The 12,836-nt window shown below is 37.3% G+C and carries 9 protein-coding genes; 2 read left to right on the top strand and 7 right to left on the bottom strand.

Translation table 11 applies throughout. From position 1 onward, the window contains the following. Positions 1-19: 19 nt before the first annotated feature. Positions 20-1,930: a transglycosylase SLT domain-containing protein gene (locus tag QUE09_RS00045; RefSeq protein ID WP_286234183.1), complete on the bottom strand. Its 1,911-nt coding sequence runs from the start codon at positions 1,928-1,930 to the stop codon at positions 20-22. A 157-nt stretch (positions 1,931-2,087) separates the two neighbouring features. On the opposite strand from QUE09_RS00045, the gene QUE09_RS00040 reads away from it, so the two are divergent. Both QUE09_RS00040 and tusA read left to right on the top strand, forming a co-directional pair. Further along, positions 2,088-2,924, top strand: coding sequence for an SPOR domain-containing protein (locus QUE09_RS00040; RefSeq protein WP_286234182.1), 837 nt, complete (start codon positions 2,088-2,090; stop codon positions 2,922-2,924). Positions 2,925-2,931: 7 nt separating this feature from the next. Continuing rightward, positions 2,932-3,177 carry a sulfurtransferase TusA gene (gene tusA / locus QUE09_RS00035; RefSeq protein ID WP_286234181.1) on the top strand — a complete coding sequence of 82 codons (246 nt, stop codon included), beginning with the start codon at positions 2,932-2,934 and terminating at the stop codon, positions 3,175-3,177. Positions 3,178-3,212: 35 nt separating this feature from the next. Here the strand turns inward: tusA and glyS are convergent, their stop codons facing one another. From glyS to dnaA, 6 genes are all read right to left on the bottom strand, one after another. Beyond that, complete coding sequence (gene glyS, locus QUE09_RS00030; RefSeq protein ID WP_286235963.1) at positions 3,213-5,285, bottom strand: glycine--tRNA ligase subunit beta; 2,073 nt, start codon at positions 5,283-5,285, stop codon at positions 3,213-3,215. A 1-nt stretch (position 5,286) separates the two neighbouring features. After that, a complete protein-coding gene (gene glyQ, locus QUE09_RS00025; protein ID WP_286234180.1) occupies positions 5,287-6,204 on the bottom strand; it encodes a glycine--tRNA ligase subunit alpha in 918 nt (305 codons plus the stop codon). Between the two features lie 300 nt (positions 6,205-6,504). After that, positions 6,505-8,940, bottom strand: a complete 2,436-nt coding sequence (gene gyrB / locus QUE09_RS00020; protein ID WP_286234179.1) for a DNA topoisomerase (ATP-hydrolyzing) subunit B — start codon at positions 8,938-8,940, stop codon at positions 6,505-6,507. Between the two features lie 10 nt (positions 8,941-8,950). Further along, positions 8,951-10,036: a DNA replication/repair protein RecF gene (gene recF / locus QUE09_RS00015; protein WP_286234178.1), complete on the bottom strand. Its 1,086-nt coding sequence runs from the start codon at positions 10,034-10,036 to the stop codon at positions 8,951-8,953. After that, on the bottom strand, positions 10,036-11,139 hold the full coding sequence (gene dnaN, locus QUE09_RS00010; protein ID WP_286234177.1) for a DNA polymerase III subunit beta: 1,104 nt from the start codon (positions 11,137-11,139) through the stop codon (positions 10,036-10,038). The genes recF and dnaN overlap by 1 nt, the downstream gene beginning before the upstream one ends. 29 nt (positions 11,140-11,168) lie before the next feature. Next, complete coding sequence (gene dnaA / locus QUE09_RS00005) at positions 11,169-12,536, bottom strand: chromosomal replication initiator protein DnaA (RefSeq protein WP_286234176.1); 1,368 nt, start codon at positions 12,534-12,536, stop codon at positions 11,169-11,171. Positions 12,537-12,836 lie beyond the last annotated feature (300 nt).

Genomic DNA, 12,836 nt, shown 5'->3' with positions numbered 1-12,836 from the left:
GATCTTAACACATGGAGTGTCACCGCGTTATATTCATCTGATGTAATTGTTCAAAAAGCTGTGTTGGTTGACCTACTTTCTGTTGATATATTTGTTGATACGCCAATACACTTTTCACATATTCCCGTGTTTCTTTGTAGGGAATCGTTTCTATCCATATGTCAGCGGGTAAACTATCATTAGCAGCAAGCCACTTCTTAACACGGTATGGACCAGCATTGTAAGCAGCTGTTGCTAATATTTGATTGCCATCATGTCGATCAAGTAAGTTTCTAAGGTATTTAGTACCTAAACGAATGTTATTTTCGCTATTAAAAAGGTATTTATTCGATAACTTTTTCTTACGGGTTAATTGTTTTGCTGTACCAGGCATGATTTGCATTAATCCTTTTGCCCCAACAGAAGAATATGCGTCAGACATAAAAGAACTTTCACGCCGTGTTATTGCAAAAGCCCAAGCAGGCTGTATTTTATGTTGATCAGCGTAGGCAGTAATTTGCTGGTTAAACGCCAAAGGAAATCGCAAATCGACATCATCTAAATATCCAACTTTTGATAACGCAAATATTGCACGATCATACCAACCTAACTCATTTGCTAGTTTTGCAGCGACTAACTTCTGTCGATCATTTAACGTTGTTAACCAAAAATTCCATTCTTTTCGCGCGTGATAAAAACGGCCTAGATGAAAAAACTCAAATGCTCTTTTACCCGCAGAATTTTGAAATAATGCCTGTTTCTCTTCGTCCGTTATAATTAATGGATTGTTTTGAAGATTCATCGGCAATTGCAAATAGCTTGCGGCTAGAAATCCATAATAATGGCGTTGTTCAGCCAAAGATTTTAAGATCTTTTGACCCGCGGCTTCCTCGCCAGTTTCAAATAAACTTCTACCATACCAATATTGCCACTGATATTTACTTTGTTGGTCTTTTGGAAAGACCGACAACTCTTGTTTGATAAGTTTCCAATCTTGTTCTCGTAGTAAATCTGCAATTTTCCATTGCACAATATTACTTGTTAAATTGCTGTCATTAACGCGCGCTAACCAAGTTTTTGCTTCGTCATGTTTTTTACTCGCAAGAGCTAATGAGAACTTTAATGCTATTTGTTGTTCTTGGGCCTCTGTAATAGTAAATACAGATTGTGCTTTCTTCAGTGTTGCTAACGCACGATCAGGATCTCGCCAGATAAGTCGTTTGATACCATAAACGAAAATTTCTGTTTCCTTGGCTGATTTCGTGGGAAAACGACTCAGTTTCGTAATGTATGCAGGGTCTCGCCTAACCTTATGCCAAAGTCTACCTAAATATTGCTGATTTTTAGGCATCAAAGACGTGATATAGGGAATAAGTGTATGCTTTCCGCCATCAGCAGCTTTTACTAGCCGTTGCCAAACATGCTTTTGCGTTCGCAAACCTGCTTTCTGCCACCTTGCAAATAATGGATCACATGATTTCGGTTGAGATTTACCAACAACCCAAAGATTAGCAATATGAGTTAACACCTTACTTTCATCAACACCACTATTGAGCTGGTACTGATAAAAATGACAGGTTAAATCAACATCAGACGTTGGCTTAAAAAATTCAAGGAACAACGTTTGTCGATTTCTTTTAACTAAGTATTCTAACCACTTCTTTCTTAACGGCAAATCTAAAGGGCTTCCTTCATATTTCGTTAAGAATTGATCTATGTCTTTTGCCGAGGATAAACGCATACGTGTCATTAAACGACGCTGGTCTAAGTATGGTTGTAATGGATAATAATGGAGCTGGTTATAAAGGTTAATATACGAAGAAGAGTTCGTTTTCCATAATTGACGTTCAGCTTTGATAAAAATATCACGCATTTGTGCATTATCAAATGCATGTACGCCACTCGATAAAAGGAGAAAAGTTAAGCAAAAGAAAGTAGCAAACCTAAACATATATTACCCTGAAAAAAACCTACTGTTTAAGAGTATTCAGGCTGGGATGACAAAGCAAGCGGTTCTGAAAAATTTAACCTAATAGCTAATGCTCGATAGTGTTACACGCAAACGACTGATACTATAATAAAAACAATAATCTTTGCTTGTATTTAAAATGCGTGTTTTATTATTTAGTTTATTAATTGTCACCTTTAAGTGCCAAGCACAAGAACAAAGTGTTGGCATTGGTATTAATTATCATCATCAACAGAACTCTTCATCAGGTTTTCATGTATCTTACCATTGGCGATTTTCAGATGACTTCTCCTTTGAAGGTCGTTATGTTAATCATAGAAACCTCGCAATAGAAACCAACGCCAACACTCACCTGCTAAAACTCAGCCGCGCAACAGTCGGCATGAACTTTATAAAAGACGTCAATCAATCATTAGTGCTTAAAGCAGGAACCGGAATTAACAGTGTGTTATCTTCAACTAACACTGCAGTTGCCAAGAAGTCTGGTATTACACCTTATTTACGTCTAGCAGTTCAGTATAATGTCACCAATAACGTAGCGCTGGAATTTGGACAAACAAGTTATTTTGATAGCGGTATTATAGATACCAATCATAGTATATATGGTCAAATTTCTTGGTCTTTTTCGCCTAGAGATCAAGCTCGAGTCACGAGTATTAGTAGTAAAAATACTGCCAAGATAAGTCGAAAAATAAATGCTAATCGTGAAAAAAGCAGTCCTGTATTATACGAAACGTCAGTAAAGCAATGGCATGTGCAGCTTGGTGCATTCGCTAACGAAGATAATGCTCAACAGGCGATAAACGCATTTAAAGCACAGCTTAAAACAGACACTTTAACGGTAGTTTTTAGCCATGGTTTATATCGAGTAATAAGTCAGCACTTTAACAAAAAAGCCGATGCAGATGACTTACGCACCATGTTAGAATTACATTATTCTATTGCTGGCTTCGTTCGCCAATCACAGAAAGATTAAGCGCTTTATGTCGACGATATTTGAAAACACTAACCACACCTTAGACGCGATCGGGCTAAAATGCCCGGAGCCGGTAATGATGGTTCGCTTAAACATACGAAAAATCAATGATGGGGAAACCTTATTGGTACTAGCAGATGACCCTTCTACGGCTAGAGATATCCCTAGTTTTTGCCGCTTTATGGAGCATGAATTAGTCGCGGCACAAACGGAGTCATTACCTTTTCAGTATGTAATAAAAAAGGGCAGTTAAAACAACTGCCCTCACATCATAATCGAATAAAAACACTAAGCATTTTGAAGAACTGAAATATCTGCGATATCTAAAAAGCTATTTCTAATTTCATTCAACAACGTCAAACGATTGATCTTCACTTGCTCATCATCTGCCATCACCATCACATTATCAAAGAACTCATCAATTGGTTGCTTAATTTGTGCTAATTCAGTAAATGCCTGTTGGTAATCTTGAGCTTCAACCAAAAGTTTCACGGTTGCCTTTACATTGGCAAAAGTATTAGCAAGATTTTTCTCATGCTCATCAATAGCTAATGTAGTATCAAAAGTCTCAGATAGTTTGCCTTCAAACTTTGCGAGAATATTACCAACACGCTTATTAGCAGCCGCTAGTGTTTGCGACGCTTCCATCGACTTAAAATGATTTACAGCAGACACACGTTTATCAAAATCTAAAGGTGCTGTTGGCGCGTTAGCCAATACTGCTTGAATAACATCAACAGTCACTTTTTGTTCTTGATAATGAGCTTTGAATCGACCAAGAACAAAATCAATTACCTGTTCGTTGATATTTTCATTTGTTAGTTTATCACCATATAAACTAACGCTATGTGCAACTAGATCTTTAATGTCTAAATTTAGTTGCTTTTCAATTATAATACGAATTAAGCCTATCGCCGCCCTACGCAGAGCAAATGGGTCTTTATCTCCCTTAGGAGGCTGGTTAATACCAAAAATACCAACAAGTGTATCTACTTTATCAGCAATAGCGACAGCGCAACCAATTGTACCTTCAGGTAAACGATCACCGGAAAAACGAGGTCGATATTGGTCTTCAAGCGCTTGCGCCACTTGCGAATCTTCGCCATCATGTTGGGCATAGTACTTACCCATTGTGCCTTGTACTTGGGGAAACTCTAAGACCATTTCAGTCATTAAGTCTGTTTTACTCAATAAACCAGCACGATGAGCCAACTCTGGCACATCACCGATAATATTTGCAATATGTTGACTTAAAGAGGCTATCCGTTCGGATTTTGCTTTGAGGGTACCTAGCTGCTTCTGAAACAAAACAGATTCTAGGCTTTCTAAACGAGAAGCCAGCGTTTTCTTTTTATCTGTCGTAAAGAAAAACTCAGCATCCGACAGTCTTGGTCTAATAACTTTTTCGTTACCAAATACGACTTGCTCAGGATCTTTACTGTCAATATTAGCAACAAAGATAAACTTATTTAATAACTTGCCATTTTTATCTTCAACAGGAAAGTACTTTTGATGATCCTTCATTGAATAAATCAACGGCTCTGGTGGCACGTCTAGAAATGCTTTATCAAAAGTACCAACTAATGTTTTCGGCCACTCTACTAATGAAACAACTTCCTCCAACAGTTCCTCATCAATAAGTGCAACTGCGTCTAATGACGTCTCAGCCTGCTTAATTTGCTCAAGAATAAGCTCTTTACGTCGTTGATAATCAGCAACAACATAAGCTTGATATAAAGTTTCCTCATAATCTTTAGCATGTTTTAAAGCAACTAAACCATGATGATGGAAACGATGGCCTTGTAATAAATTATTGGACTCAACCCCTAGTGCTTCACCATTAATAATTTCCTCACCATACATTAACGTTAATGTATGTACTGGGCGAATAAATTGGATTCTAGAACTCCCCCAACGCATTGGTTTTGGAATTGGTAGTTTACCAAGTGCTGTTGTTACCATTTCAGGTATTAACGCTTGCACTGACTTTCCAGCTTGCAAGGCTTTATGCAACAACCACTCACCTTTATCGGTTTTTAGGCGTTGTGCTTGCTCTATGGTAATACCATTTGATTTTGCCCAACCCATTGCTGCTTTACTTGGATTACCTTGCTCATCAAAAGCTACATTAACCGCTGGGCCTCGTTTTTCAATTTCCTTATCTGCTTGTTTTTCTACTAAGTCTATAACTTGTACTGCAAGCCTTCTTGGAGATGCAAACCAATTTGCAGAGCTATATGAAAGTTCCGCTTTATCCAACTGGTCTATAATTTGCTGAAAAAACGTCTTTGCTAACTTTTGAAGTGATTTTGGAGGTAACTCTTCAGTACCCAATTCAATTAATAATGTTTCTTTTTTCATTTTATTCATCCCCCACCTTTTCTGAACCACATAGTGGGAAACCTAACTTTTCTCTTGTTGCATAGAATGCTTCAGCACAAGCTTTAGATAACGCTCGTACCCGCAAAATATAGCGTTGTCTTTCAGTAACTGAAATTGCATGACGAGCATCTAGTAAATTAAATGCATGAGATGCTTTCATTACCTGTTCATAAGCAGGTAAGGCTAACCCTTCTTCAATTAATTTTTGGCTGTCTTTTTCACATTGATCAAATTGAGCAAACAATGCATCAACATCAGCATGTTCAAAATTGTAGGCAGATTGCTCTACTTCATTTTGGTGGAAAACATCTCCATATAGCACCTTACCCATTGGCCCATCTGTCCATACCAAGTCATAGATACTATCTACATTTTGAATGTACATCGCGAGGCGCTCTAAGCCATAGGTAATTTCACCCGTTACAGGAGCACACTCTAATCCACCTACTTGTTGGAAATAAGTGAATTGAGTTATTTCCATACCATTAAGCCATACTTCCCAACCTAAACCCCAAGCACCTAATGTTGGCGATTCCCAGTTATCTTCTACAAAGCGTATATCGTGAATAAGTGGATCTACACCTAATTCTCTTAACGAGTTTAAATAAAGCTCTTGTATGTTCTTCGGTGAAGGTTTTAGCATAACTTGGAATTGATAGTAATGCTGCAAACGATTAGGGTTTTCACCATAGCGACCATCTGTTGGCCTGCGACATGGTTGAACATATGCACTACTAATTGGTTCTGGACCAACAGCGCGTAAGAACGTCATGGGATGGAAAGTACCCGCTCCTACTTCTAAATCTAATGGTTGGACAATGACACAACCCTGACGAGACCAGTAATCTTGTAATTGAAGAATTAGTCCTTGGAATGTTTTGATATTAAACGTACTCATACGCGCCTGTATTTATATTTTAAGATTTCAATTTACTGGCGCTAGTATAACGTTTGTCTGTTTATTCGCCTAGTTTACAAAGGATATATATTGAGCAAAAACTCGAATTTTTTAGCTTTTTTGAACATTATAAAAGCAACAGCGTTATTTATAGCGTTTAATTGAATGACCGGACATAAATTTCATTACCTTTTTCTATAGTAAGTACATAAAAAGCGATTACGCATCACCACTGTATAAATACACACCTATAAAAAAGGCCACTAAACAAAGTGGCCTTAAAATTATTATGACGAAAAATTACACGTCTAGATTTTCTACTTTCAATGCGTTTTCTTCGATAAAATGTCTACGGGGTTCAACATGATCGCCCATTAAGGTATTGAAAAGTTGATCTGCAGCTATAGCATCTTCAATAGTAACTTGTAGCATACGTCTAGTCTCTGGATCCATTGTAGTTTCCCAAAGTTGGTCCGGATTCATTTCACCCAAACCTTTATAACGCTGAATGTATTGGCCACGTTTTGACTCTGCCATTAGCCAAGTAAGTGCTTCATCAAATGTAGTAACAGGTTTAATTTTCTCGTTACGCTTAACATAGCCACCTTCTTCAATTAAGCCATTAATCGCTTCATTTAAACCAATAATTTCTTTAAATTCTTTAGAATGGATGAATTCGTAACCACAGTTGTATACTTTTGATATACCGTGCTTAATCACGGTGAATTGAGGATAGTAAATGTTTCGTTCTTTATCATGCTCTACTGTTGCACTATATATAGAACCATTACCATCTTGATCTTCAAGCTGTTTAGCTAAGTTATCTTTCCAAGCTGTTACTTTCGACTCATCTCCAAAATCTTCAATGTTTATTGTTGATGAATATACCATTTTTGTCAGTATGTCTTCTGGTATTTGGCGAGACACTCGTTTAATGGTATTAAATACTCTTCTAAATTGACTTACTAACCCTTCAAGTGCCAAACCCGAAATAGCTGGTGCAGACTCATTTACATGTAAAGAAGCGTTCTCTAAAGCTAATGTTGTTAAATATTCTGTTAAACCATCATCATCTTTAATGTATCGTTCTTGCTTACCTTTTTTAACTTTATATAGCGGAGGTTGCGCAATAAAAACATGACCTCGTTCCATAATTTCTGGCATTTGACGATAGAAGAAAGTTAACAATAGTGTACGAATATGTGAACCATCGACATCCGCATCGGTCATGATAATAATAGAATGGTAACGTAGTTTTTCAGGGTCATATTCATCTCGGCCAATTCCTGTACCAAGAGCAGTAATGAGTGTACCTACTTCTGCAGAGCCAATCATTTTATCAAAACGCGCTTTCTCAACGTTTAGAATTTTACCTTTTAAAGGCAATATTGCTTGGTTTTTACGATTTCTACCCTGTTTAGCAGAACCACCCGCAGAGTCACCCTCCACAATATATAGTTCAGATAATGCTGGGTCTTTCTCTTGGCAGTCCGCTAGTTTTCCAGGTAAGCCTGCAATATCCAATACACCTTTACGGCGTGTCATCTCACGAGCTTTACGTGCTGCTTCACGAGCGCGTGCTGCATCCACTATTTTCATAATCACGGTTTTCGCCGTACCTGGGTTTTCTAATAAGTAGTCACCTAGCTTTTCACCCATTGCTTGTTCGACGGCTGTTTTAACTTCTGAAGAAACAAGTTTATCTTTGGTTTGAGAAGAAAACTTAGGATCTGGCACTTTCACTGAAATTACTGCCGTTAGGCCTTCACGTGCATCATCACCTGAAGGGTTTGTTTCCCCCTTCTTAGATTTGTTTAAGCCTTCTTTTACCATGTAACTATTAATAGTACGAGTAAGTGCGGCTCTAAAGCCACTCAGGTGAGTACCACCATCACGTTGAGGAATATTGTTAGTAAAACAATGAATATTCTCTTGGAAACCATCATTCCACTGCATAGCTACTTCTACTGCAATGCCATCGTCTCTATGTAAATCAAAATAGAAAATTTCTTCATTAACAGGGGTTTTGTTTGTATTAAGATAATCAACAAATGCTTGAATACCACCTTCGTAAAAAAAGTGCTCTTCTTTACCTTCTTCACGCTCATCAATTAATTTTATTGATACACCAGAGTTAAGAAAAGATAGTTCACGAATACGTTTGACGAGTAAGTCGTAATGGAATTCAACATCAGAAAATGTTTCTTCACTAGGCCAGAACCTAACTTCTGTACCCGTTTGATCTGTATCACCTACGACAGCCAGTGGCGCTTGTGGCTCACCTAAATGATATTCTTGTTCATGTAACTTACCATTTCGGCGTACTGTTAATTTAAGTTTTGTACTTAACGCATTAACTACAGAAATACCTACTCCATGAAGACCACCAGATACTTTGTAGCCAGAATCTTCACCACCAAATTTACCACCGGCATGAAGTACTGTCATAATAACTTCTGCTGCAGAGACTCCTTCTTCTGGGTGGATATCAGTAGGAATTCCTCGTCCATCATCTTTTACAGATACTGAACCATCTAAGTGTATTGTCACGACAATATCACTACAGTGACCTGCCAGTGCTTCGTCAATTGAATTATCTAACACCTCAAAAACCATATGATGCAAACCAGTGCCATCATCCGTGTCACCGATATACATTCCAGGTCTTTTACGTACAGCATCAAGCCCTTTTAGAACTTTAATACTGTCTGAGCCATATTCATTTTCTACACTCATAGCCTTTAGCCTACTCACTCATTAAAGAAATATTGCCATGTTTCACGTGAAACATTTTATAATTTTTGTTTTCTGGAACCAATGGCTCCACTGCGTTTTTATCAATTGCTGTAATAATCGACTGACAATTCAATAACTGATTTGCCTTAGACATTGCAGTTCTAGAGCTGAGATCTAACTCTGCACCTATGTCATCAATTAACAAAATTGGTTTTACTCGATTTACTCTCTCGATAAGTTTTGTTTGTGCGAAAGTTAACGCGAGTAAAAACAACTTTTGTTGTCCCCTAGATAGTCGTTGCTCTAAAGATAATGTGTTAAATTGAAATCTAACATCAAACTTATGTGCACCGAAAAGTGAATGCCCTCGTTCCAGTTCTTTTTCTCTATTTTGCTCCAACACCTCTGATAACTGTTTTTTACTGTGCCACCCTTGCAGGTATTGAAGTTTAATATTTTCATTAACCTCAGGTAAAAGTACGGCTAACCAATTCATTACTTCAGTAGAAAGCTCTTCAATATACTCAGACCGAAGCTTTGCGATATCTTGGGAAAGCGTACAAAATTGTTCGGTCCAGTATGATAACTGTTCATTCCCTACATTTTGTTTTAAACATGCATTACGCTGTCTAAGCGTTTTACTAAAGTTCTTCCACAGTTCTGGAAAAGAATGTTTCACGTGAAACAATCCTAAATCAACAAACTTTCTTCGTTCCCTAGGTCCACCAATAAACAACTTAAAACTTTCTGGCGTAACAATCTGAACAGCTAAATTTTTGGCTAACTCTGACAATTTAGATTGTCGTTCACCGTTTATTTTTATTCGTTTTTCTCCATCTAAGGAATATTCAATACCTAGCATATGACCTTCAAGTGTCTTAACACTGAGAACAAAACGATGTTCACCATTACGGACTAAGTTACTCGTATTGGTAGTGCGAAAAGACTTTCCATGACTAAGATAAAATATGCTCTCTAAGACACTACTCTTTCCGCTGCCATTATCGCCAAGTATAAAATTAAACTGTGAGTGAAGTGTTAACTTGTTATCGACTAAATTACGAAAACTAAACGTATTTAACTCTTTAATACTCATTACAAGCGCATTGGCATCACAACATACAATGCTTCACCTGAGTCTTGACCCTCGATTACAACACTGCTATTTGCATCAGCCAATGTAAATTTAACACCTTGCTCTTTAATCGCATTAAGTACATCTAACACGTAATTTACGTTAAAACCAATTTCAACATCTTCGTATGGAAAACTAACTTCTAAAATTTCTTCGGCTTGCTCTTGTTCTGGGTTATTAGCAGTAATCTTAAGTTCGCTATCTGCAAAGTTTAGCCTTACCCCTTTAAACTTTTCATTCGAAAGAATTGAAGCTCTTGATAAAACTTGTTTAAGCTGATCTTTATCAGCGTTCAATATTTTATCGCCATTTCGTGGTAGTACGCGTCGGTAATCTGGAAAGCGTCCGTCAACGAGCTTACTTGTAAAAGAAAACTCGTTATCAATAATACGAATGTGGTTAGAACCAAGAAATACCTTAACTTCCTCTTCAACAGGATCTAAAAGACGGATAATTTCCAAAATTCCTTTTCTCGGAACGATAACTTGTCTATTCGGAAGTTGTAGTTCGTCATTGGCAATTTTACATATCGCTAATCGATGGCCATCTGTTGCAACAGAACGTATTTCATTTCCTTCCGTTTCGATAGACATGCCATTCAAATAATATCGGACATCTTGGTTAGCCATTGAAAAGTGTGTACTTTCAATCAACCTTAATAACTGTGCCTTACTCAGCTTAAACTCAACATCCCCCTTCCACTCTTCAATATTAGGGAAATCGCTTGCTGGTAACGTAGATAATGAATATTTACTACGCCCTGAAGATATTGTTACGGCATCCTCCGTTGATTCAAAGGAAATCATTGCACCGTCAGGTAAGCTTTTACAAATATCGAGAAGTTTTCTCGCCGGAATAGTTAACTTTCCACTTGAACCTGTATTTTCAATTTCTGCATAAGCAACCATTTCAAGTTCTAAATCAGTAGCCGTCAAAGTAAGTGACTGCTCACTTACATCTAGCAACACATTACCAAGAATGGGTAAGGTACTTTTACGTTCTACCGCTCCGGATACCAACAGCAATGGCTTTAGTAACAATTCTCTATTTAATGAAAACTTCATTTTTTACCTGCTCTTTCACTCTTATTTTTTTATGAAGATAATGTTCTTGTTAAGTTTGAATAATCTTCTTTAATATCGTGAGATTCTTCACGTAACTCTTTAACCTTACGACATGCGTGCAGTACGGTAGTATGATCCTTACCACCAAAAGCTTCACCTATTTCAGGAAGACTATGGTTAGTTAACTCTTTAGACAACGCCATGGCAATTTGTCTAGGTCTTGCAACTGATCTATTGCGACGTTTAGACAATAAATCAGACACCTTTATTTTATAATATTCGGCAACTGTTTTCTGTATATTATCGATAGTAACTAACTTATCCTGTAAGGCAAGTAAATCTCGAAGTGCTTCCTTAACAAAATCAATATTGATCGCTCTACCTGTAAAATTAGCATTGGCAATTACACGGTTTAGTGCGCCTTCAAGCTCTCTCACATTTGACCTAAGACGTTTTGCTATAAAAAACGCAACTTCATCAGCTAGATTAACATGACTTTCTTGTGCCTTCTTCTTTAAAATTGCTACACGTGTTTCTAATTCGGGAGGTTCTATTGCGATAGTTAGTCCCCATCCAAAACGAGACTTCAATCTATCTTCTACACCATCGATTTCTTTTGGGTATCGATCACTGGTTAGAATTATCTGTTGATTTCCTTCAAGCAACGCATTGAAGGTATGAAAAAACTCTTCTTGTGTTCTTTCTTTATTAGCGAAAAACTGAATATCATCAATAAGTAGAGCGTCCACTGAACGATAGTACTGTTTGAATTTTTCAATGGCATTGTTTTGAAGCGCTCTAACCATGTCCTGTACAAATCTTTCGGAATGCATGTAAGCAATCTTAGCGTCAGGTTTATTAAGCAATATTCCATTCCCGACAGCATGCAATAAATGCGTCTTACCCAAACCTGTGCGCCCATAGATAAATAATGGGTTATAAGCTGAGCCTGGGTTATCGGCAACTTGCGACGCAGCAGCTCGAGCTAATTGGTTAGACTTACCTTCAACAAAGTTTTCAAATGTATAATTTACCCGAACATTAGTTTTTTTTGGTAAATTAGATTCTGGTACACGTTGGCTAATCTTACCGGGTTCGTTGGTAGGCGTTGTAGGTGATGTATCTGCACTGGTACTCGCCGCTTTTAATTTAGGAATACTGCCGACATCGAAACGCAATAAAGGTGGGTTATTGCTTTCTTCCAGACTAACAAGTTCATTGATGCGGTTAACGTATTTATCCCTAACCCAATCGAGTACAAAGCGATTAGGGGCATATAACGTCATAACATTATCTTCAACGATACATTGAAGCGGTCTAATCCACATACTAAATTGCTGGGCAGGCAACTCTTCTTGTAATACTGACAGGCAGCGTTGCCACAAAGAATGATCCAACGAAAGGCTCCTAGCTGATCTATCTTTAATTATTGAAAATAAAAATAAGACAGACCTGTTTATCTTTTTTATAATATCCCAGCATTATCCCTCTACTTATCCACAACTTCAATATTGACTTTCGACTATTTATCAATTTTTAGTAAAAAATTAACAGGTTCTTTATTTTTATTTGGCTGTATTAACGTTTTAATCAATAAAACTTGTTGAAAAAGCATGCATTTTATAACGCTAGTTGGTTAAAAACATTCACAATAATAAGTCAGGGTGTTATAAAACTGTGGATATGTACAGGATCCA

The sequence above is a fragment of the Thalassotalea sediminis genome, from assembly GCF_030295915.1.
In the GTDB taxonomy this organism is placed as follows: domain Bacteria; phylum Pseudomonadota; class Gammaproteobacteria; order Enterobacterales; family Alteromonadaceae; genus Thalassotalea_C; species Thalassotalea_C sediminis.
This window is presented reverse-complemented; position numbering and strand designations above follow the sequence as displayed.

What these genes read in the sequence shown, in the direction of transcription:
- gyrB (WP_286234179.1), bottom strand. Translation starts at nt 8,940, where the DNA reads ATGAGTGTAGAAAATGAATATGGCTCAGACAGTATTAAAGTTCTAAAA.
- QUE09_RS00040 (WP_286234182.1), top strand. Translation starts at nt 2,088, where the DNA reads ATGCGTGTTTTATTATTTAGTTTATTAATTGTCACCTTTAAGTGCCAA.
- tusA (WP_286234181.1), top strand. Translation starts at nt 2,932, where the DNA reads ATGTCGACGATATTTGAAAACACTAACCACACCTTAGACGCGATCGGG.
- glyQ (WP_286234180.1), bottom strand. Translation starts at nt 6,204, where the DNA reads ATGAGTACGTTTAATATCAAAACATTCCAAGGACTAATTCTTCAATTA.
- recF (WP_286234178.1), bottom strand. Translation starts at nt 10,036, where the DNA reads ATGAGTATTAAAGAGTTAAATACGTTTAGTTTTCGTAATTTAGTCGAT.
- dnaN (WP_286234177.1), bottom strand. Translation starts at nt 11,139, where the DNA reads ATGAAGTTTTCATTAAATAGAGAATTGTTACTAAAGCCATTGCTGTTG.
- QUE09_RS00045 (WP_286234183.1), bottom strand. Translation starts at nt 1,930, where the DNA reads ATGTTTAGGTTTGCTACTTTCTTTTGCTTAACTTTTCTCCTTTTATCG.
- glyS (WP_286235963.1), bottom strand. Translation starts at nt 5,285, where the DNA reads ATGAAAAAAGAAACATTATTAATTGAATTGGGTACTGAAGAGTTACCT.